Raw genomic sequence first — 21,645 nt, 5'->3', positions numbered from 1 at the left:
GTTCAGTAGCTGGCGGGGGTTCCGCCGTCTGACGGCTGGATGTATTGGGCAGCGAGGGCTTCGGAGCCGCGGGCGAGGAGGGCGACGTCGGCGCCGACCAGGATGAAGTCCGCGCCGTGGTCCAGGTAGTGGCGGGCGGTGTCGGGGTTGAAGGCATTCACGCCGGCGGGCTTCCCGGCAGCCTTCGCTGCCGTGATGCAGTGCTCGACGGCGGCGCGTACCTCGGGGTGTTCCTGCTGGCCGAGCAGGCCCATCGAAGCGGCGAGGTCGGACGGGCCGATGAATACGGCGTCCACTCCGTCCACTTTCAAAATGTCTTCGACGGCTTCGACGGCGGAGGCGGACTCGATCTGGACTGTGACGCTGATGGTGTCATTGGCGCGGGCGAGGTAGTCCGGAACCCGGTTCCACCGAGCGGCGCGGGCCAGGGCTGAGCCCACGCCCCGGACGCCTTCGGGCGGGTAACGGGTTGCCGTCACCGCAGCTTCAGCTTCGGATACGGAGTTGACCATGGGGATGAGCAGGTTCTGCACGCCCAGGTCCAGGTACTGCTTAATGACTACGGTGTCGTTCACGGGCGGGCGGACCAGGGTGTGCACCGGGTAGGCGGAGATGGCCTGGAGCTGGGCGAGGATGGATTCGAGCCCATTGGGGCTGTGCTCGGCGTCCACCAGGAGCCAGTCCAGCCCGGATCCGGCGCAGAGTTCGGCGATGAGCGGGCTGCCGGAGCAGACCCACATCCCGGCAAGCGGCCGGCCTGCTTCACCTTTTTGTGCGGCGAGGGCGTCGCGGAAGGTGTGTTCTATTGGAAGCGGCATGTGACGCTCCCGAGGGGTCCGTAGTCGGCGTGGACGGTGTCTCCTTTGTAGACCCAGAGCGGGCGGGTGAAGGAGCCGGCGAGGATGATGTCTCCGGCCTTGAGGGAGTCGCCGTGGGCGGCGATCTTGTTGGCCAGCCAGTGGACGCCGTTGGCGGGGTGGTCCAGGACGCCGGCGGCCACGCCGGTTTCCTCCACGGTCTGGTTCTTGTAGAGGATCGCGGAGACCCAGCGCAGGTCCACGGCGTCCGGTTTCACCGGGCGGCCGCCGATCACCATGGCGCCCATCGCGGCGTTGTCGGAGATGGTGTCCACGATGGTCCGGCCCTTCATTTCGATCCTGGAGTCCAGGATTTCGAGGGCCGGGACCACATAGTCGGTGGCGTTGAGGACATTGAAGATGGTGACGCCTGGGCCCTTCAGCCCGTCTTTCAGGACAAAGGCCAGCTCCACCTCCACCCGCGGATGGGTGTACCGGTCCCACTCCATGGAGCAGCCTGTTTCGAGGACCATGTCGTCGAAGATGGCGCCGTAGTCGGGTTCGGTGATGCCTGTGGCGTCCTGCATGGCCTTTGACGTGAGGCCGATCTTCCGTCCCACGAGGGTCCGGCCGGCTTCCTCGTTGCGGCGCCGCCACAACTGCTGCACCGCGTAGGAGTCCTCCACCGTCATGTCCGGGTAACGGGCAGTCAGCAGCGGAACGGGGGTGCGGGAACGGCCGGCTTCCACCAGTTCGTCCGCAATGGCCTCAATCGTCTTCGGCTCAAGCATGGCTAGACCTGCGCTCCGAGCTTGAAGCCCACAGCGTCTTTGCCTGCTGCCGCGTCCTCGGGCCTGCGGGTGTAGGAGAAGCCGTCCGCGCCCACGGTCACGGCCATCTCGGACTTTTCCTCGCGCTCAATGACGGGCTGCGGGGTGCCGTCGAGGTCCAGGACCAGGGAGGCTTCGGTGTACCAGGACGGGACCACGGGGTTGCCCCACCAGTCGCGGCGCTGGTTGTCGTGGACGTCCCAGGTGATGGTGGGGTTGTCGGGGTCGCCGGTGTAGTAGTCCTGGGTGTAGATCTCGATGCGGTGGCCGTCCGGGTCCAGGATGTAGAGGTAGAACGCGTTGGACACGCCGTGCCGGCCGGGGCCGCGTTCGATCCGGTCGCTGATGCGCAGGGCGCCCATCTTGTCGCAGACCTGGATGATGTTGTGCTTCTCGTGCGTGGCGAACGCGACATGGTGCATCCGCGGGCCGTTGCCGCCGGTCAGGGCGGTGTCGTGGACGGTCTGCTTGCGGTGCATCCACGCGGCGTAGGTGACGCCGTCGGAGTCCTTGATGTCCTCCGAGACCCGGAAGCCGAGGTCCTCGAGGTACTTGCGGCCGCGGGGGACGTCGGGGGTGACCTGGTTGAAGTGGTCCAGCCGGACCAGTTCACCGGCGGAGTAGAGGTCGTAGCGCTGGGTGAGGCGCTCAACGTGCTCCACCTCGTAGAAGAACTCGTAGGGGAAGCCCAGCGGGTCCTCCACGCGGACGGAATCGCCCACGCCCTTGGTGAAGCCGCCGATGCGGCGCTCGGTGCGGCAGCCCAGTTCCTTGTAGTAGGCCTCGGCGGCGTCCACCTCGGCGGGGGACTTCACCCGGTACGCGAAGGCGGCGACCGCAGCGACAGGTCCCTTGCGGAGCACCAGGTTGTGGTGGATGAACTCTTCCAGGGAGCGCAGGTAGATCGCGTTCTCGTCTTCCTCGGTCACGTGCAGGCCCAGGACATCCACGTAAAACTCACGGGACTTGGCGAGGTCGGTGACCACAATGTCCATGTAGGCGCAGCGGACAATGTCCGGTGCCGGGACTGTGGGGGTGGGGATGGGGCCGGTGAAGGGGTTGGTCATGGTGTTCTCTCTTCTTTGAAAGGGGTTCTTTCCCAATTAGGTAGCAGTAGTTGTCGTTTGGGGTGGCCATAACGACACTTAGTGCGACCTAGTTGGGCTGCTAGTGGTTCTTAGCCTTCGTTGGCGGCGGAGGCTTCGATGCTGCCGAACTTGGGAGTGTGGACGGTGCCGAGGGTGATGTGCACGGCCTGCTGGTCGGTGTAGAAACCGATGGAGCGGTAGCCGCCCTCGTGGCCCAGGCCGGAGGCCTTGACCCCGCCGAACGGGGTCCGGAGGTCACGGACGTTATGACTGTTCAGCCACACCATGCCGGCCTCGACGTTCTGGGAGAAGTTGTGTGCCCGGGTGAGATTCTGGGTCCAGATGTAGGCGGCCAGGCCGTACTTGGTGTTGTTCGCCAGGGCGAGGGCCTCGTCGTCGTTCTCGAACGGGGTGATGGCCACGACGGGTCCGAAGATTTCCTCCTGGAAGATCCGGGCCTCGGGGGGAACATCTGCGAAGACGGTGGGTGCGATGTAGTTGCCTTCGGGAAGGTGCTCTGGCCGTCCGCCGCCGGCCAGGAGCCGGCCTTCGGACTTGCCGATCTCCACGTAGGAGGCCACCTTTTCGTAGTGCTCCGGGTGGACCAGGGCGCCCACTTCGGTCTTGGGGTCGTGCGGATCGCCCACCACGATGCTCTTGGCCCGGGCGGCGTATTTCTCGCAGAACTCGTCGTAGACGGCGCGTTCCACCAGGATGCGTGAACCTGCGGTGCAGCGTTCGCCGTTGAGCGAGAAGACACCGAACAGGGCGGAGTCGATGGCGGCGTCCAGGTCGGCGTCGGCGAAGACAACGCAGGGGGACTTGCCGCCCAGTTCCATGGACAGGCTCTTGAGGTTGGCGGCGGCGTTGCGGAAGATCGTCTGGCCGGTGGTGGTTTCCCCGGTGAAGGAGATCAGGGGGACGTCCGGGTGCTTGACCAGGGCGTCGCCGGCTTCCTCGCCCAGGCCGTTGACCAGGTTGAAGACGCCGTCGGGCAGGCCGGCTTCCTTGAAGATGGTGGCCCAGAGGGAAGCGGAGAGGGGCGTGAACTCGGCCGGCTTGAGGACCACGGTGTTGCCGGTGGCCAGGGCCGGGGCGAGCTTCCAGGACTCGAGCATGAACGGGGTGTTCCACGGGGTGATAAGCCCCGCGACGCCGATCGGCTTGCGGTTCACGTAGTTGATCTGCGAGCCGGGGACCTTCATGGCGTCGTCGAACTGGGCAACGATCAGGTCCGCGAAGAAGCGGAAGTTCTCGGCCGCGCGCAGGGCCTGGCCCTTGGCCTGGGTGATCGGCAGGCCGGTATCGAACGTCTCCAGTTCGGCCAGGCGGGCTTCCTGGGCCTCGACCGCGTCGGCGATCCGGTTCAGGACCCGGGCACGTTCGCGCGGCTTCATCTTCGGCCACGGGCCGTTGACGAACGCTTCGCGGGCGGCGGCGACGGCCAGGTCAATGTCCTCTTTCTGGCCGGCCGCGGCGGTGGCGTAATTGCGGTTGGAGACCGGGTCCAGGACGTCGAAGGTCTTGCCGGAGAGGGAATCGACAAACTGGCCGTCGATGTAGTGCTGGATGTGCGTCGGCAGGTCCTGCGGCACGTAGTGCGTGGTGGTTTCGGTTGAGGTCGTCATCGTTGAAGTCCTTTACTGGTGCTTTGCTTGAGCGAGGTAGGCGTCAAGGGTGGCGGCCCGGTGCTGGCGGGCTGCTTTTTCGATGGTGTCCGCGTCGGCTCCGGTTTCGATGAGCTTCAGCAGGTTTTCGTGTTCATCCACGGAGTCCCGGGCACGGCCGGGGACAAAGCGGAACGTGGAGGAGCGCAGTGAGGCAAGCCGGTTCCAGCCGCGGTGGACCAGGTCCAGGATGTGCGGGTTGGGGCAGTGCTCAAACAGGACGGAGTGGAAGTCCTGGTTGAGCTGCGTGAACCGGACCGGATCGAAATGGTCAAGGCATTCGCGCATGTCCCCGTTCACGGCGCGGGCCCGCGCAATTGCCGCAGCGTCGATCAGCGGTGCCGTCAATGCGGTGGCGGCGCCTTCGACGATGCTGAGGGTCTGCATGGTGTAGAGGTATTCAGTGGGGTCGATCCCGGCCACGGTGGCGCCGACGTTCCGTTCGAACGTCACCAGGCCCTCGGCCTCGAGCCGGCGGATAGCCTCGCGAACCGGGACCACGCTGAAGCCCAGGTCCTTGGCGATGGTGCCCAGGACCAACCGGTAGCCGGGTGTGTAGGTGCCTTCCACGATCCGCATTTTGACGGCCTGGTACGCCTGCTCGGCTTTGCTGCCGGCGGGGGCGTCGGTAAATTCGGCCACGGTTTCAGCCATGTGCGTTGCCTGCTTCCCATTCCTTGTATTTGGCCTGCCACTCGGCGTTCATCGGGTACAGGCCGTCCACGCTGTTGCCCTGCTTGACCATTTCGAAGATGAAGGCCTCTTCCTTTTCCTGGCGGATGCAGTCATCAACCAGTTCTTCGGCGATGGCCGGCGGGATGACCAGGATCCCGTCAGCGTCGGCCACGATGATGTCGCCGGGCTGGACGGTGGCACCGCCGCAGGCAACAGTGATGTCCGTATCCCACGGCACGTGGCGGCGGCCCAGCACGGCGGGGTGGGGGTTCGCGAACCAGGTGGGCATTTCCAAACCGGCCACGGCGGTGAAGTCGCGGACCCCGCCGTCGGTGATGATGGCCGCGGCGCCACGGACCTGGGCGCGCAGGGCGAGGATGTCCCCGACGGTGCCGGTGCCCCTTTCGCCGCGGGCCTCCATGACCAGGACCTCGCCTTCATTGACGGAATCGATCGCCCTCTTCTGGGCGTTGAACCCGCCGCCATGGGTCTTGAACAGGTCCTCGCGGTTGGGCACGTAACGCAGGGTCCGGGCCAGGCCCACCACCTTCCGGTCCGGGCGGGTACCTTGCAGCCCGTCGATGCTGACGTTGTTCAGGCCGCGCTTGCGCATCTGCGACGACAGGGTGGCCGTGGCCACGGACTCGAGCTTTGCCTTAAGTTCGGGGGAGAGGACGGGCCCGACGGCGGCAGTTGCCTCGGGTGCCAAACCGGCGGCTTCGCGGGATCCGTAGGCTTCCTCCCGTTGAAGGTCATCAACCTTGGGCCGGGCACCAAAGTCCGCGAACGGCGTCGTGCCTTCCTCAATGGTGGTGACCAGGCGGCCGGTGGTGAGGCCGCCGTCGAGCGTGCTGACTTCGACCTCGACGACGTCGCCGGGTTTGGCGACGGAGGCGCCGGCGGGGGTGCCGGTAAGGATGATGTCGCCCTCCTGCAGGGTGAGGAGTTGCGACAGGTCCGCAACCAGCCGGGCGAAGGGGAAGAGCAGGTCTTCGGTGGTGTCGTCCTGGACCACGTCGCCGTTGTGCCAGGTGCGGAGGCGCAGCCGGGCGGGGTCGACGGCGTCTGCCGGGATCAGTGCCGGGCCTACCGGGGTGAACCCGTCCCCGCCCTTTGACCGGACATTGGAGCCTTTGTCCGCCCAGCGCAGGTCGTAAACGCCGAGGTCGTTGCTGGCCGTGACGGCCGCGACGTGGCTCCATGCATCCTCGATGCCCACCCGGCGGGCGGCCTTGCCGATGACCAGGGCAATCTCGCCCTCGTAGCCCAGCAGCTCACAACCCGCAGGGCGTTCCACTGGACTGCCGCTCAGGGACAGGGAGCTGGAGGGCTTGAGGAAATAGGACGGTTGGGCCGGAGTACGGCCGCGCTGGGCAGCCCGGCTGGGGTAGTTGATGTGCACCGCAACAACCTTGCGTGCTGCCGCCAGCGTGTCCTCGTTGACCTGCTCCAAAACCTTCTCCTCATCAGGTACGAAATCGTATACGATCACTATCCGCTTGGCCCCGGCGGTTCGTCAACCCCCAAATTTTTTGTTGCGGCGACCCGTCGGCGGGCTGGGGATGCGAGCCCCTTGTCGCCCCCGTCACTCCGGCGTACAGTGGATGCCACATCCAACGTTTTCGATTATCGAATTTTGCGTTCTGATATAGAACAAGCTGCTCGGTAGTCAGCCACAAAGAAGTGAGGAAATTCCGTGCAGTTCCACCACCACGGCTACGTATCCGGTGACCCGAGGGTGAGGCCGGCTGCCGGCGTCGGCCTCAACCGCCCCGAGGAACTTCCCGAAGAAGTCGACGTGCTCATCGTGGGCACCGGCCCCGCCGGAATGCTCGCCGCTGCCCAGCTTTCCATGTTCCCGAACGTGCAGACCCGCATCATCGAACGCCGGCCGGGGCGCCTGGCGATCGGCCAGGCCGACGGCATCCAGGCCCGCAGCGTGGAGACTTTCCAGGCTTTCGGCTTCGCCGAACGCATCACCGCCGAGGCCTATCGGATCACGGAGATGGCCTTCTGGAAGCCGGACCCGGCGAACCATGCCAATATCCTCCGTACCGCCCGTGCTGTTGACGACGAGACAGGCATCAGCGAATTCCCGCACCTCATCGTGAATCAGGCCCGCGTGCTGGACTACTTCGCCGAGTTCGCAGCAAACTCACCCTCCCGGCTCAAGCCGGACTATGGCTACGATTTCCAGGGCCTCGAAGTCGCGGACGGCGGCGAGTACCCGGTCACCGTGACCCTCCTGCACACGGCGGGCCAGAACGAAGGGCAGCAAAGGACCATCCGCGCCAAGTATGTGGTGGGGGCGGACGGTGCGAGGAGCAAGGTCCGGCAGGCGATCGGCTGCACCATGGCCGGTGACCAGGCAAACCATGCCTGGGGCGTGATGGACGCGCTTGCCGTCACCGATTTCCCGGATATCCGGACCAAATGCGCCATCCAGGGCGAAAAGGGCAGCATCCTGCTGATCCCGCGTGAGGGCGGCCACCTGTTCCGGATGTACGTGGACCTGGGCGAGGTGGACCCCGCCACCCACCATGCCGTGCGCAACACCTCCATCGAGGAGATCATTGCCAAGGCGAATGCCATCCTGCACCCCTACACGCTGGATGTCCGGAACGTCGCCTGGCACAGTGTCTACGAGGTGGGCCACCGGCTGACGGACAGGTTCGACGACGTCCTGCCGGAGGACCGCGGCACCCGCACCCCCCGCGTTTTCATCGCCGGCGATGCCTGCCACACCCACAGCGCCAAGGCCGGCCAGGGCATGAACGTGTCCATGCAGGACGGCTTCAACATCGCCTGGAAACTGGGCCACGTCCTCGAGGGCCGCAGCCCCGAGAGCCTGCTGTCCACGTACTCGGCGGAACGCCAGGTGGTGGCCCGGAACCTGATTGACTTCGACAAGCAGTGGTCGGCGATGATGGCCAAGAAGCCCGAGGAGTTCGAGGACCCGTCGGAGCTGGAAGAGTTCTATGTCCGCACCGCCGAGTTCCCGGCAGGGTTCATGACCCAGTACGCGCCATCCCTGATCGTCGGCACCGATGACCACCCGGGCCTTGCGGCCGGGTTCCCCATCGGCAAGCGCTTCAAGTCCGCGCCCGTGGTGCGGGTGGCCGACACCAACCCCATCCACCTCGGCCACCACGCCACGGCGGACGGCCGCTGGCGGATCTACGTCTTCGCGGACGCCGCGCTGCCGGGCACGGACTCAGCCACGGACAAGCTTGCCGAGTGGTTCGCGGCCTCGCCGGAATCACCGCTGGCCGCAACGCCGTCGGACGCTGATCCGGACGCCTGGTTCGACCTGAAAGTGGTCTACCAGCAGCCGCACACGGGACTGGACATCGGCAAGGTGCCTGCCGTGTTCAAGCCGCAGGTGGGCCCCTTCAAGCTGACGGACTACGAAAAGGTCTACGGCACGGACCCGAATGCGGACATCTTCGAACTGCGCGGGCTGGACCGCAACGGCGTGGTGGTGGTGGTCCGCCCGGACCAGTACGTCGCCAACGTCCTGCCGCTCACGGCCACCGCGGAACTGGGCGCGTTCTTCGCCCCGCTCCTGAACGCCGCGCCACCCACACCGCCTCAGGCCGTGGCAGCCGCTGCGCGGTAGTCGGCCGCGGCGTATACGCCGAGGATCCGCACCTCGGTGGTGAAGAAGTCCAGTTCCTCCAGGGCCAGCTTCAGCGGCTGGTCCTCGGGGTGGCCCTCGACGTCGGCCATGAACATGGTGGCCGCGAACTCGTTGCCCACCATGTAGCTCTCCAGCCGGGTCATGTTGACGCCGTTCGTGGCGAACCCGCCCAGGGCCTTGTACAGGGCGGAAGGGACGTTGCGGACGCGGAACACAAAACTGGTGACTGCGGGTCCGGGAAGCTCGTCCCGGGCCGGCAGTTCAGTTTCGCGGGCCAGGACCACAAAGCGGGTGGTGTTCGATGGATCGTCCTCAACCCTGGATGCCAGCACCTCCAAGCCGTAGATCTCGGCGGCCAGCGGGGGAGCGAGGGACAGCTTCCGGGGATCATTCCACTCGGCAACTTCCCGGGCGGAACCGGCGGTGTCACCGGCGATCACGGGCTTGAGGTTGTGGTCGCGGATCAGGCGCCGGCACTGGCCCAGTGCGTGAATGTGGCTGTGGACTTCCGTGGCGGCCTCGATGGTGCTGCCCGGGATGCCCAGCAGGTCGAAGTGGATGGGCAGGAAGTATTCGCCCACGATCTGCAGGTTGGACTGCGGCAGCAGGATATGGATATCCGCCACCCGGCCCGCGATCGAGTTCTCGATCGGGATCATGGCCAGTTCCGCCTCGCCGCTGGACACCAGCTCGAACGCGTCCTCGAAGCTGGCGCAGGGAACGCTTTCCATTTCCGGGAACATCTGCTGGCAGGCGATATTGGAGTTGGCGCCGGGCTCACCTTGGTACGCAATCTTTTGGGGCATGGTCCGTATGGTTTCACGCCCCGCCCCCGCCCGCCCAACTGGGTAGCGCGAAGTGTCGTTTTGGAGGTCCAAAACGACAGATAGCGCTACCTAGTTGGGGTGGGGGAGGTCAGACGGGAGTGACGCGCAGCCAGAGGTACTGGCGGGGGAGGAGCGTGACGCCTTCGTCCAGTTGCAGCGTGGCCTCGGAAAGAAGGTCGACGGCGGCAGGCGAGTAGGCGCCGAAGGTTGCGGCAGGGAGGGTTTGGGCGAAGTCGCTGAAGTTTGCCAGTGCCAGGATGAGGGCACCTTCACCGCTGCTGCCCGGCCGCTGGTACGCCAGGACCGAGCGGTTCCCCGTATCAAAATCGATAAGCCGCGTCCCTGCCAGTTCCGGCGTGCTGGACCGGACCTGGATCATCCGCCGCAGCCCGGCCAACACTGCGCCTTCAGGGGTGGCCGGCTCGGTGCGCCGGGCGTACTGCTCCTCGGGGAAGCGGGGACGGTGCACCCAGCGGCTGTCCTCCTCGTGGCCCGGCTCCTGCGCATAGCTGTAGTCGTTGACCTGGCCTACCTCGTCGCCCAGGTACAGGAGCGGGATGCCTCCGGTGCTGAAGGCAACCGAGTGGGCCAGGAGGATCCGTTCCACCGCCTCAGCCGGGTTCACCTCCATGCCGCACAGGGACGCCGTCGTGCCTGAAATCCGGCAGTCGCCGGTCTTCGGATTGTCCTGGAAGGGGACGCCGCGGGCGAAGCTGCCCGGGAAGCGGTTGACGTAGAAGGAGTTCAGGAAGCGGCGGTGGTCGAAGCCGTTGATGCCCAGTTCCGCGGCGTCCTCGTCCGCGAAGGTCCAGCCGATGTCGTCGTGGCTGCGGACGTAGTTCACCCAGGACGTACCCGGGGGAATGTTGTGCCGCCGCTTCAGCGCCTGCGCCAGCAGTGCGACGTCCCGGGTGGCCAGGGAATCCCAGATGAGCGCCATCTGCAGCGGGTTGTAGGAAAGCTGGCATTCGGCGGGATCGATGTAGAGGGCCACCTCGTCCGGGTGGACGATCGCCTCGGACTTGAACAGCAGCGACGGCGCCGCCAGCCGGCAGACGGCGTTGAACGCCCGCAGCAGGATGTGGGCCTCTGGAAGGTTTTCGCAGGACGTGCCCAGCTGCTTCCAAATGAACGCCACGGCATCCATCCGCAGGATGTCCACGCCCTGGTTGGCCAGGAACAGCATCTCGCCGGCCATGGCACGGAACACCTCCGGGTTGGAATAGTTCAGGTCCCACTGGTAGGTGTGGAACGTGGCCCAGACCCAGCGTCCGTCGGCCATCCGGATGAAGGAGCCCGGGTGGTTCTCCGGGAAGATCTCCCGCACGTTCCGCTCATAGGCGTCCGGCATGGTCCGGTCCGGGAAAATCCAGTAGTAGTCACTGAAATCGGGATCACCGGCGGCCGCCTTCCGCGCCCACTCGTGTTCGTCCGACGTGTGGTTGAAGATGAAATCCACCACCAGGCTGATCCCGTTGCTCCGGAGCTCGGACGACAGGGAGCGCAGCTGCTCCATGGTGCCCAGCCTGGGGTTGACCTCCCGGTAGCTGGAGACCGCGTACCCGCCGTCGGAATGCGGTTCGGGCGCAAGGAACAGCGGCATGAGGTGCAGGTAGGTGAGTCCGAGCTCTCTGAAGTAGGGAATCCTGGCCCGGACCCCGTCCAGGTTTTCCGCGTACCGGTCCACGTAGCAGACGCCGCCCAGCATCGTGTTGGCCTGGAACCAGCTGCTGCTGCCTTCCCGCTCCGCGTCCAGCGCCTTCAGGTCGGCCGGCCGGTCCTGCCACGAACGGGCGCTTTGGACCACCAGTGCCGCCAGCTGCTCCTGCCAGTCAGGGCGGGAGGCGTACAAGGACCCGAAGAGGCCGGCCAGGAGGGGCAGGTACCGGTCAAGGCGCTGGTCGAAGGCCGGGTCCGGGGTGAGGCCGGCCTGCCGTGCCCGGGAGAGCGCCGCCTGGACGTACTGAACTGTCTCTTCGTCCACGCTGACGGATTCCTGCATGCCCATGGCCCCTTCCTGGTCCGCCGGCGGATCCGGCGGCACCCGTACGGAAGTATCCCACGTCACAAAAAGCAGGAGCGTCCCCGTACGCTGGCGCCATGGTCTTCCGAATCAGAGAACGGGTCCTGAACTGTGCCGACCCCGAACCGCTGGCCCGGTTCTGGTGCGGGGTCCTGGGTGACGAGTCATGGCACGTCCTGGCCGGTCCGGAGGGCAATGAATTCTGCCTGCTGCGCCGGTTGCTGGAGCAGTAGCCGTTCACGCAGGCCCCTTCAGCAGCTCCAGGAAGCGTCAGAGCACGCTGCGGATGGCTTCTTCGAAGCTGGAGACATGGTCGAAGGCGAGCTTGCCGGCGCGCTCGGAGTCCCCGTCCGCGATCGCCTGCAGCAGTTCGATGTGCTCCGAGATATGCCCGGCCACTGACGGCACCTTCTCCAGCACCATGCACCAAATGCGGGTGGCGAGGTTGTCGTAGCGGATCAAGACGTCCTCCAGGTGGGCGTTCCCCGCCGCACGGTAGATCAGGCGGTGGACCTTCATGTCGTACCGCATGAGCGCGTAGGGATCGTCCGTGGCGTCCATCATGGCGATCGCCGCCGCGGTTTCCCGCAGCTCCTCGCGGATGGCGGGCGTTGCAGCCTTGGCGGCACGCCGTGCGGCGAGCGGTTCAAGGGTCTCGCGGAGTTCTGAGACGTCGGCCAGTTCGGTGATGTCCACGATGGTGGCGAAGGTTCCGCGGCGCGGGTAGGACACCACAAGGTGGTCGCTTTCCAAGCGCTTGAGCGCTTCCCGGACAGGGGTCCGCCCTATCCCCATTTCCGCGGCCAGCTTGCCGTCATTGATGGCCTCGCCGGGCCGGATGTCCAGCATGATCAGCTTGTCACGGAGGTGCCGGTAGGCCTGCTCCGCGAGCGAAATCTCGCCCCCGGCAGTCAGCTGGTTGTCAAGCATCAGGCTCATTCCAGGCTCTCCCCTACTTTGGTATTGACTCTGCTGTGATGTGAAACATACTATGGCGTTAGTTCTAATATATCAGTTACAGATCAGTTGTGGGTCAGTAATTTTCAAGGGCACTAAAGGAGAAACATGCAGAACGTACTGAACGCCTCGCTCGCCCAGGTGGACTCCGACGTCGCTGCCGCCGTAGCAAAGGAGCTGGAGCGGCAGCAGTCCACCCTCGAGATGATCGCCTCGGAGAACTTCGCTCCGGCATCGGTCATGGAGGCGCAGGGCTCGGTCCTGACCAACAAGTACGCCGAGGGCTACCCCGGAAAGCGCTACTACGGTGGCTGCGAGCACGTGGACGTCATCGAACAGCTCGCCATCGACCGCGTCAAGGCCCTGTTCGGCGCCGAGTTCGCCAACGTCCAGCCGCACTCCGGCGCCCAGGCCAACGCCGCAGCCATGTTCGCCCTGCTGAACCCGGGCGACACCATCCTCGGACTCTCCCTCGCCCACGGCGGCCACCTGACCCACGGCATGAAGATCAACTTCTCCGGCAAGCTCTATAACGTGGTGCCCTACCACGTCCGCGAGGAGGACCTCCGCATCGACATGGCAGAGGTGGAAGCCCTGGCCCTGGAGCACAAGCCGAAGCTGATCGTGGCCGGCTGGTCCGCCTACTCCCGCCAGCTGGACTTCGCCGAATTCCGCCGGATCGCCGACCTGGTCGGCGCCTACCTGATGGTGGACATGGCCCACTTCGCCGGCCTCGTTGCAGCCGGCCTGCACCCGAACCCCGTCCCCTACGCGGACGTAGTCACCACCACCACGCACAAGACCCTGGGCGGCCCCCGCGGCGGCGTCATCCTCGCCAAGGAGGAGTACGCCAAGAAGATCAACAGCGCAGTCTTCCCCGGCCAGCAGGGCGGGCCGCTGGAGCACGTTGTCGCCGCCAAGGCCGTGGCCTTCAAGCTGGCCGCCGCCCCTGAGTTCAAGGAGCGCCAGGAACGCGTCCTGGAGGGCGCCCAGCTGGTGGCACAGCGCCTGCTCCAGGAAGACGTGGCCGCTGCCGGTATCTCCGTGGTCAACGGAGGCACCGACGTGCACCTCGTCCTGGTTGACCTCCGCAACTCGGAACTGGACGGCCAGCAGGGCGAAGACGCACTCCACCAGATCGGCATCACGGTGAACCGCAACGCCGTCCCGTTCGACCCGCGCCCGCCGATGGTTTCCTCCGGCCTGCGCATCGGCACCCCCGCCCTGGCCGCCCGCGGCTTCGGCGCCGCCGAATTCACCGAGGTCGCGGACATCATCGCCAAGGCCCTGATCGCCTCCGCCGGCACCGGCACCCTGCCCGGGGACACCGCCGTCGAACTCCGCGCACGCGTCACGGCCCTGGCGGAGAAATTCCCGCTGTACCCGCACCTCAACGCCGAAGCCGCACTGGCCGGTGCCGAAGCAGACCTGATTGGAGCAGCCCAGTGAGCGCCCCCCACCTTCCTGAGCACCCGGACTTCCTCTGGCGGAACCCTGAGCCCAAGTCCTCCTACGACGCTGTGGTTGTGGGCGGCGGCGGGCACGGCCTCGCCACGGCATACTTCCTCGCGAAGAACCACGGCATGACCAACATCGCCGTCCTGGAAAAGGGCTGGCTGGCCGGCGGCAACATGGCACGGAACACCACGATCATCCGCTCCAATTACCTCTGGGACGAGAGCGCGGCCATTTACGAGCACGCCCTCAAGCTCTGGGAAATCCTGCCGGAGGAGCTCGAGTACGACTTCCTCTTCAGCCAGCGCGGCGTGATGAACCTGGCCCACACCCTGGGCGACGTACGCGAAAGCATGCGCCGCGTGGGTGCCAACAAGCTCAACGGCGTGGACGCCGAGTGGCTGGACCCGCAGCAGGTCAAGGAACTCTGCCCCGTCCTGAACGTCAGCGACAACATCCGCTACCCCGTCATGGGCGCCACCTACCAGCCCCGTGCAGGCATCGCCAAGCACGACCACGTGGCCTGGGCCTTCGCCCGCAAGTGCGACGAGATGGGCGTGGACATCATCCAGAACTGCGAAGTCACCGGCTTCCTCAAGGACGGCGACCGCGTGGTGGGCGTCAAGACCACCCGCGGCACCATCAACACCGAAAAGGTGGGCCTGTGCGCCGCCGGCCACAGCTCCGTCCTGGCCGAAATGGCCGGCTTCCAGCTGCCCATCCAGTCCCACCCGCTGCAGGCCCTGGTTTCCGAACTGCACGAGCCGGTCCACCCCACCGTGGTTATGTCCAACCACGTGCATGTGTACGTCTCCCAGGCGCACAAGGGCGAACTGGTCATGGGCGCGGGCATCGACTCCTACAACGGCTACGGCCAGCGCGGTTCCTTCCACGTGATCGAGGAGCAGATGGCCGCCGCCGTCGAGCTCTTCCCCATCTTCGCCCGGGCCCACGTGCTCCGGACCTGGGGCGGCATCGTGGACACGACGCTGGACGCATCGCCGATCGTGGGCACCACCCCGGTGGAGAACATGTTCGTGAACTGCGGCTGGGGCACCGGCGGGTTCAAGGGAACCCCCGCCGCCGGCATGACCTTCGCGCACACCATCGCCACCGGAGCGCCGCACAAGCTGAACGCACCGTTCTCCCTGGAGCGCTTCGAAACCGGCGCCCTCATCGACGAACACGGCGCCGCCGCCGTGGCCCACTAGCTTCGAGAAAGACAACGCACATGCTGCTGATCTCTTGCCCCAACTGCGGCCCCCGGGATGAAACCGAATTCCACTACGGCGGCCAGGCCCACGTGGCATACCCCGAAAACCCGAACGAACTGAACGACGTCGAGTGGTCCCGGTACCTCTTCTACCGCGCGAACACCAAGGGCACCTTCGCCGAGCGCTGGGTCCACAGCACCGGCTGCCGGCAGTGGTTCAACATGCTCCGGGACACCGTGAGCTACGACATCAAGGCCGTCTACCCGATGGGCACACCCCGCCCCGACACCACCCCTGCCGCCCCGGAAGGAGCAGCCAAGTGACTTCCCAGAACGCCCGCCTCAGCACCGGCGGCCGCATCGACCGCACCATCTCCTGGCGTTTCACCGTCGACGGCGAGGAATTCACCGGACACCCGGGGGACACGCTTGCCTCGGCACTGCTCGCCAACGGACGCGTCGCCGTCGGAAACTCCCTGTACGAGGACCGGCCCCGCGGCGTCCTGGCGGCCGGCGTGGAGGAACCCAACGCCCTGGTGAAGGTGGCTGCCCGCTTCCCCGGCCACGTGGCTGAATCCATGCTTCCTGCCACCACCGTTTCCCTGGTGGACGGCCTGAAGGCAGAACTGCTCAGCGGCCTGGGCCGGCTGGACCCGGAGGAAGACCGCGCCGAGTACGACAAGAAGTACGTCCACACCGACGTCCTGGTGATCGGCGGCGGCCCTGCCGGCCTGGCCGCGGCCCGTGAGGCCGTCCGCACCGGCGCCCGCGTCATGCTGCTCGACGACCAGCCCGAACTGGGCGGCTCACTGCTCTCCGGCTCCACCTCGCCGGAGCTGGCCGAGACCATCGAGGGCAAGCCCGCGCTGGAGTGGGTTGCCGATGTGGAAGCCGAGCTGGTGTCCGGTGCGGAATCTACCGTGCTCAACCGGACCACCGCCTTCGGCGCCTACGACGCCAACTACGTCATCGCCGTCCAGAATCGGACCGACCACCTCTCCAGCCCCGCCGCCCCCGGTGTCTCGCGGCAGCGGATTTGGCACATCCGTGCCAACCAGGTGGTCCTGGCCCCGGGCGCCCACGAGCGTCCGCTGGTATTCGAAAACAACGACCGTCCCGGCATCATGCTTGCGTCCGCAGTCCGGAGCTACCTGAACCGCTACGCCGTGGCCCCGGGCAAGCGCGTGGTCATCAGCACCACCAACGACAGCGCCTACGCCCTCGCCGCCGACCTCCGCGCAGCGGGCGTCAAGATCGCCGCCGTCGTGGACGCCCGGTCCCAGATGACGGAGGCCGCAGCCGCCGCCGTTGAAGCCGGCACCCGCGTGCTGATCGGCAGCGCAGTGGCCAACACCTCCGCTGACGGAACGGGCCGACTGGACGGCGTCACCGTCCGCAGCATCAACGACGACGGCGAGCTCACCTCAGGCATCGAGCAGATCGCCGCGGACCTGCTGGCAGTCTCCGGCGGCTGGAGCCCGCTGGTCCACCTGCACTCCCAGCGCCAGGGCAAGCTGCGCTGGGATGACGGGCTGGCCGCCTTCGTGCCCGCCACCGAGGTCCCCAACCAGCAGATCGTCGGTTCCGGCCGCGGTTCCTTCGCCACCGCGGACTGCGTCCGCGAAGGCATTTCCGCCGGCGTCACCGCAGCCACCGCCGCGGGCTTTAGCTCCGCCGTCGAGGCATCCCCGATCGGCGAGCCGAAGGCCTCCGCCCCCACCCGCCAGCTGTGGCTGGTGCCGGGTGAGAACGGAACCCCGGACGACTGGCACCACCACTTCGTGGACTTCCAGCGTGACCAGTCCGTGGCGGACGTGCTCCGTTCCACCGGGGCCGGCATGCGTTCCGTGGAGCACGTGAAGCGCTACACCTCCATCAGCACCGCCAACGACCAGGGCAAGACCTCCGGCGTCAACGCCATCGGCGTGATCGCGGCGGCACTCCGCCAGGCCGGCGAAGCCTCGCGCGGCATCGGCGAGATTGGCACCACCACCTACCGGGCGCCGTTCACCCCGGTTGCTTTCGCAGCCCTGGCCGGACGCCAGCGCGGCGAGCTGTTCGACCCCGCCCGCGTCACTTCAATCCATCCCTGGCACGTGGCCAAGGGAGCCCTGTTCGAGGATGTTGGACAGTGGAAGCGCCCCTGGTACTACCCGCAGGCCGGGGAGGACATGGACGCCGCGGTGCTGCGCGAGTGCGCCGCAGTCCGGGAGTCCGTGGGCTTCATGGACGCCACCACCCTGGGCAAAATCGAGATCCGCGGCAAGGACGCGGGGGAGTTCCTGAACCGCGTCTACACCAACGCCTTCAAGAAGCTCGCCCCGGGATCCGCCCGCTACGGCGTCATGTGCACGCCGGACGGCATGATCTTCGACGACGGCGTCACGCTCCGCCTCGACGAGGACCGCTACTTCATGACCACCACCACCGGCGGCGCCGCCAAGGTCCTGGACTGGCTCGAGGAATGGCTGCAGACCGAATGGCCGGAACTGGACGTGCACTGCACCTCGGTGACTGAGCAGTGGAGCACCATTGCAGTGGTGGGGCCGAAGTCCCGCGAGGTCATCGCCAAGGTGGCACCGGAACTGGCTGCCAACGGCGGCCTGGAGGCCGAGACGTTCCCGTTCATGACGTTCCGGGAAACCATCCTCGCCTCCGGTGTCCGCGCCCGGATCTGCCGGATTTCCTTCTCCGGTGAACTCGCCTACGAGATCAACGTGCCCACCTGGTACGGGCTCAACACCTGGGAAGCCGTGGCGGCTGCCGGTGCGGAGTTCAACATCACGCCGTACGGCACCGAAACCATGCACGTCCTGCGCGCCGAGAAAGGCTACCCGATCGTCGGCCAGGACACGGACGGCACGGTCACCCCGCAGGACGCCGGCATGGAATGGATCGTCTCCAAGGCCAAAGACTTCATCGGCAAGCGCTCCTACTCCCGGGTGGACGCGCAGCGCGAGGACCGCAAGCACCTGGTCAGCGTCCTTCCGGTCGACGGCACGCTGCGGCTGCCCGAAGGTACCCAGCTGGTGGAAAAGGGCCGCTCCACCAACCCGGCTTACGGGCCGGTCCCGATGGAGGGCTTCGTCACCTCCAGCTACCACAGCGCCGCACTGGGCCGGTCCTTTGGCCTGGCCCTGATCAAGAACGGCCGCAACCGCATCGGCGAAACATTGGTGGCAGCCGCCGGCGACCAGCTGGTGGACGTCGTTGTGGCAGAAACAGTGCTTTTTGACCCCGAAGGGACCCGTAAAGATGGCTGAGACAGCAGCATCCCCGACCTCCGAGAAGAACCTCGCAGCCCAGAACCTGGCCGTCCGAACCAGCCCGGCACGGCAGCTGGCGGAAGCGTTCGCTTCAGGTTCCCTGGCAGGCACGGTTGAACTGGCCGAGGTGCCCTTCCTCACCCTGGTGGGGCTCCGGGCCCAGGCCGGTTCCGAGACGGCACAGCGGCTCGCGGCGGTCACCGGCGGACTGCCGGCACACTGCGGCGGAACCGTCACCAACGGCCACACCACGGTCCTGTGGCTGGGGCCCGGCGAGTTCCTGGTGGTGGCTCCAACGGAGGCGCACGAATCCCTAGGCGGCGACCTGATCCAGGCCCTCCAGTCCGCACTGGCGGACGGCCAGGGCCAGGTGGTGGACCTCTCCGCCAACCGCACCACCTTCGAGCTGACCGGTCCGCGTGCCCGGGCGGTTCTGGAGAAGGGCTGCTCGCTGGACCTGCACCCCCGGGTGCTCAAGGCCGGCACCGCCTACTCCACCGAGGTTGCCAACATTCCGGTGATCCTGTGGAAGACGGGGGAGGAATCCTTCCGGATCTTCCCCCGGGCATCCTTCGCCGAATTCCTGGGCCGCTGGCTCCTGGACGCCATGCGGGAGTACGCCTCACCCGAGGTTCCCTGATGGCGCTCAGCGTCCTTGACCTGTTTTCCGTTGGCATCGGGCCCTCGTCGTCACACACGGTGGGCCCGATGCGGGCGGCCAAGCAGTTCGCCGACGGCCTGAAGGCGGACGGGCAGCTGAGCTCCACCGCCCGCGTCCAGTCGGAATTGTTCGGTTCGCTCGGCGCCACCGGGCGCGGCCACGGGTCGGACAAGGCTGTGGTCCTGGGCTTGCAGGGCCTGGAACCGGAGACGGTGAACACGTTCACCGCGGATGACCAAGTGGCCGCTGCCGCGCTGGACGCCGAGCTGCACATCGCGGGTACGCACAGGGTGGACTTCAACTGGGAAGAGGACGTGGTCCTCCACCGCCGCAAGTCCCTTCCCGCCCACCCGAACGGAATGACCTTCCGGGCCTTCGACCACTCCGGGGCCGTCCTCAGCGAGCGAAGCTTCTATTCAATTGGGGGCGGCTTCGTGGTTGACGGCGACGCCGCGGGCGCGGACAAGGTGGTGGCGGACACCACCGTGCAGCCGTACCCCTTCTCCACCGGAGACGAGCTGCTGGAGATCTGCCGCAGGGAAAACATGTCCATTTCGGACGTGATGCTTGCCAACGAGCTGGTGTGGCGCAGCGAAGCCGAACTCCGGGAGAAGCTGTTGGACTTGTGGGACGTCATGCGTGAATGCGTGCAGAACGGCTGCAACGCCGAGGGGATCCTGCCGGGCGGGCTGAAGGTTCCGCGCCGGGCGCCGCAGCTCTACAAAACCCTGTCGCAGGACTCGGGCAGCACCGATGCGCTCCGCGCGATGGAATGGGTGAACCTGTTCGCCCTTGCCGTCAACGAGGAAAACGCCGCGGGCGGCCGGATCGTCACAGCGCCCACCAACGGCGCAGCGGGCATCGTCCCCGCCGTCCTGCACTACTACATGAAGTTTGTTCCAGGAGCGGACGACGACGGCGTGGTCCGTTTCCTCCTGGCGGCGGCCGCCGTCGGGATCCTGTTCAAAACCAACGCCTCCATTTCCGGTGCCGAGGTGGGCTGCCAGGGCGAGGTCGGCTCGGCCTGCTCGATGGCCGCGGCCGGGCTTTGCGAAGTCCTGGGCGGAACCCCCGCGCAGGTGGAGAACGCCGCGGAGGTGGGGATCGAGCACAACCTCGGCCTTACCTGCGATCCGGTGGGCGGGCTGGTGCAGATTCCCTGCATCGAGCGGAATGCCATTGCCAGCGTCAAGGCGATCAACGCAGCACGGCTGGCGCTGCACGGGGACGGTAGCCACAAGGTCTCGCTGGACAAGGCGATCAAGACCATGCGCGATACCGGAGCCGACATGAAAACCAAGTACAAGGAAACCTCCCGAGGAGGACTCGCCGTGAATGTGATCGAGTGCTGAAGCCATGACTGTGACTGAAACCGATATTGCCGGTACCAAAGTGCCCACCACGGTGGAGCACGTCCTTACGCTCGACTGCCCCGAAGGTCCGGGCATCGTCCACGCCGTCTCCGGCTTCCTGCTGGAGAACGGCTGCGACATCATCGACAACAAGCAGTTCGGTGACCGCGCAGAGGGGCACTTCTTTATGCGGGTGCACTTCGTCTCGGAAGGGAACGAATCCACGCTGGACACGCTGCGGAGCTCCTTCGCCCCCGTCGCCGACAAGTTCGGCATGCGGTGGCAGCTGGAGAGGCAGGGATCAAAGCGCAAAGTGCTGATCATGGTGTCCAAGTTCGGCCACTGCCTGAACGACCTGCTGTTCCGCGCCAGGATCGGTGAACTTCCGGTTGAGGTGGTGGCCGTGGTGTCCAACCACCAGGACCACCGCGGGCTGGTCGAATGGCACGGGATCCCGTTCCACCACATTCCGGTCACCGCAGACACCAAGCCTGAAGCCGAGGCCAGGCTGATGGAGCTGGTGGACGGGCTGGACGTGGAGCTGGTGGTCCTGGCCCGCTACATGCAGGTCCTCAGTGACGAGCTGACCCGCAAGCTGGACGGGCGCGCCATCAACATCCACCACTCGTTCCTGCCCAGCTTCAAGGGCGCCAAGCCGTACCACCAGGCCTACGCCCGCGGGGTCAAGACCGTCGGCGCCACCGCCCACTACGTCAACGCCGAACTGGACGAGGGACCCATCATCGCCCAGCAGGTGGTGGAGGTGGACCACACTTTCGGGCCGGAAGACCTGGTGGCCGCCGGCCGCGACACCGAATGCAAGGCCCTGTCCAACGCCGTGCGCTGGCATTGCGAGGGCCGCGTGATCCTGCAGGGCAACCGCACCGTGGTGCTCCGGTAGCAGCAGCGGATAACTGAAGAACAAGGGCGCGGCCGCCCACCCCTCAGGGTGGGCGGCCGCGCTTTTGCATGTCCTTTGTATGACGACGGCGGCAGGGGTTACGTGCCGGTGCCCGTGTCCGCTCCGTCCCGGCGCAGGACCACAACCTGGTGCACTTCCGGCGCCGTGGCGGCGCCGGCAGCCGGCCCTGCGCTGACGGACAACAACTGATCGCTGCCGGACAAAGGGCCGGGGGAGTCCTTTGCCAAGCTGAATTCCACAATATTTCCCCCCACTCATGACCGCTAAGAAGG

At 66.5% G+C, this 21,645-nt stretch carries 18 protein-coding genes and 1 pseudogene; 9 read left to right on the top strand and 10 right to left on the bottom strand.

Annotated elements, in window-relative coordinates:
* Nucleotides 1-2 precede the first annotated feature (2 nt).
* From ACLH0K_RS16495 to ACLH0K_RS16470, 6 genes are all read right to left on the bottom strand, one after another.
* On the bottom strand, nucleotides 3-818 hold the full coding sequence (locus tag ACLH0K_RS16495; protein ID WP_411374613.1) for an HpcH/HpaI aldolase family protein: 816 nt from the start codon (nucleotides 816-818) through the stop codon (nucleotides 3-5).
* Nucleotides 803-1,588 carry a 2-oxo-hept-4-ene-1,7-dioate hydratase gene (hpaH, locus tag ACLH0K_RS16490; RefSeq protein WP_411374612.1) on the bottom strand — a complete coding sequence of 262 codons (786 nt, stop codon included), beginning with the start codon at nucleotides 1,586-1,588 and terminating at the stop codon, nucleotides 803-805. The genes ACLH0K_RS16495 and hpaH overlap by 16 nt, the downstream gene beginning before the upstream one ends.
* Before the next feature lie 2 nt (nucleotides 1,589-1,590).
* Complete coding sequence (hpaD, locus tag ACLH0K_RS16485; protein ID WP_411374611.1) at nucleotides 1,591-2,694, bottom strand: 3,4-dihydroxyphenylacetate 2,3-dioxygenase; 1,104 nt, start codon at nucleotides 2,692-2,694, stop codon at nucleotides 1,591-1,593.
* A 110-nt stretch (nucleotides 2,695-2,804) separates the two neighbouring features.
* Nucleotides 2,805-4,343, bottom strand: coding sequence for a 5-carboxymethyl-2-hydroxymuconate semialdehyde dehydrogenase (hpaE, locus tag ACLH0K_RS16480; RefSeq protein ID WP_411374610.1), 1,539 nt, complete (start codon nucleotides 4,341-4,343; stop codon nucleotides 2,805-2,807).
* Nucleotides 4,344-4,355: 12 nt separating this feature from the next.
* Entirely contained in the window at nucleotides 4,356-5,036 is a 681-nt protein-coding gene (locus ACLH0K_RS16475) for a GntR family transcriptional regulator (RefSeq protein ID WP_411374609.1), read from the bottom strand.
* A complete protein-coding gene (locus tag ACLH0K_RS16470; protein WP_411376509.1) occupies nucleotides 5,029-6,510 on the bottom strand; it encodes a fumarylacetoacetate hydrolase family protein in 1,482 nt (493 codons plus the stop codon). The genes ACLH0K_RS16475 and ACLH0K_RS16470 overlap by 8 nt, the downstream gene beginning before the upstream one ends.
* A 243-nt stretch (nucleotides 6,511-6,753) precedes the next feature.
* Here ACLH0K_RS16470 and ACLH0K_RS16465 point away from each other — a divergent pair, with 243 nt between their 5' ends.
* Entirely contained in the window at nucleotides 6,754-8,676 is a 1,923-nt protein-coding gene (locus tag ACLH0K_RS16465; protein WP_411374608.1) for an FAD-binding monooxygenase, read from the top strand.
* Here ACLH0K_RS16465 and ACLH0K_RS16460 read toward each other — a convergent pair.
* Together ACLH0K_RS16460 and ACLH0K_RS16455 are read right to left on the bottom strand one after the other, a co-directional pair.
* A complete protein-coding gene (locus ACLH0K_RS16460; protein ID WP_411374607.1) occupies nucleotides 8,649-9,503 on the bottom strand; it encodes a prephenate dehydratase in 855 nt (284 codons plus the stop codon). The genes ACLH0K_RS16465 and ACLH0K_RS16460 overlap by 28 nt on opposite strands.
* Before the next feature lie 109 nt (nucleotides 9,504-9,612).
* Complete coding sequence (locus tag ACLH0K_RS16455) at nucleotides 9,613-11,526, bottom strand: amylosucrase (RefSeq protein WP_411376508.1); 1,914 nt, start codon at nucleotides 11,524-11,526, stop codon at nucleotides 9,613-9,615.
* Nucleotides 11,527-11,624: 98 nt separating this feature from the next.
* Between ACLH0K_RS16455 and ACLH0K_RS16450 the strand changes: the two genes are divergently transcribed.
* Entirely contained in the window at nucleotides 11,625-11,780 is a 156-nt protein-coding gene (locus ACLH0K_RS16450) for a hypothetical protein (protein WP_411374606.1), read from the top strand.
* A 37-nt stretch (nucleotides 11,781-11,817) separates the two neighbouring features.
* On the opposite strand, the gene ACLH0K_RS16445 is transcribed toward ACLH0K_RS16450, so the two are convergent.
* Nucleotides 11,818-12,477, bottom strand: coding sequence for a GntR family transcriptional regulator (locus ACLH0K_RS16445; protein ID WP_411376507.1), 660 nt, complete (start codon nucleotides 12,475-12,477; stop codon nucleotides 11,818-11,820).
* 135 nt (nucleotides 12,478-12,612) lie between these two features.
* Between ACLH0K_RS16445 and glyA the strand changes: the two genes are divergently transcribed.
* The 7 genes and pseudogenes from glyA (at nucleotide 12,613) to purU (ending at nucleotide 21,352) form a co-directional block, all read left to right on the top strand.
* A complete protein-coding gene (glyA, locus tag ACLH0K_RS16440) occupies nucleotides 12,613-13,953 on the top strand; it encodes a serine hydroxymethyltransferase (RefSeq protein ID WP_411374605.1) in 1,341 nt (446 codons plus the stop codon).
* On the top strand, nucleotides 13,950-15,170 hold the full coding sequence (locus tag ACLH0K_RS16435; protein WP_411374604.1) for a sarcosine oxidase subunit beta family protein: 1,221 nt from the start codon (nucleotides 13,950-13,952) through the stop codon (nucleotides 15,168-15,170). Before glyA ends, ACLH0K_RS16435 begins: the two co-directional genes overlap by 4 nt.
* A gap of 20 nt (nucleotides 15,171-15,190) precedes the next feature.
* A pseudogene (locus ACLH0K_RS16430) lies at nucleotides 15,191-15,460 on the top strand (sarcosine oxidase subunit delta); the annotation flags it as partial.
* Nucleotides 15,461-15,492: 32 nt separating this feature from the next.
* The gene (locus ACLH0K_RS16425; RefSeq protein ID WP_411374603.1) at nucleotides 15,493-18,435 is read left to right on the top strand and encodes a sarcosine oxidase subunit alpha family protein; all 2,943 of its coding nucleotides are present in this window, start codon (nucleotides 15,493-15,495) and stop codon (nucleotides 18,433-18,435) included.
* Nucleotides 18,428-19,078: a sarcosine oxidase subunit gamma gene (locus ACLH0K_RS16420; protein ID WP_411374602.1), complete on the top strand. Its 651-nt coding sequence runs from the start codon at nucleotides 18,428-18,430 to the stop codon at nucleotides 19,076-19,078. The genes ACLH0K_RS16425 and ACLH0K_RS16420 overlap by 8 nt, the downstream gene beginning before the upstream one ends.
* A complete protein-coding gene (locus ACLH0K_RS16415) occupies nucleotides 19,078-20,451 on the top strand; it encodes an L-serine ammonia-lyase (RefSeq protein ID WP_411374601.1) in 1,374 nt (457 codons plus the stop codon). The genes ACLH0K_RS16420 and ACLH0K_RS16415 overlap by 1 nt, the downstream gene beginning before the upstream one ends.
* 4 nt (nucleotides 20,452-20,455) lie before the next feature.
* Nucleotides 20,456-21,352: a formyltetrahydrofolate deformylase gene (purU, locus tag ACLH0K_RS16410; protein ID WP_411374600.1), complete on the top strand. Its 897-nt coding sequence runs from the start codon at nucleotides 20,456-20,458 to the stop codon at nucleotides 21,350-21,352.
* A 98-nt stretch (nucleotides 21,353-21,450) separates the two neighbouring features.
* Here the strand turns inward: purU and ACLH0K_RS16405 are convergent, their stop codons facing one another.
* Complete coding sequence (locus tag ACLH0K_RS16405; protein ID WP_411374599.1) at nucleotides 21,451-21,612, bottom strand: hypothetical protein; 162 nt, start codon at nucleotides 21,610-21,612, stop codon at nucleotides 21,451-21,453.
* Nucleotides 21,613-21,645 lie beyond the last annotated feature (33 nt).

The organism is Arthrobacter sp. MPF02, from assembly GCF_046605375.1.
Classification (GTDB): domain Bacteria; phylum Actinomycetota; class Actinomycetes; order Actinomycetales; family Micrococcaceae; genus Arthrobacter.
Note: the sequence above shows the minus strand (reverse complement) of the source record. Positions and strands in the feature narration are given on the sequence as shown.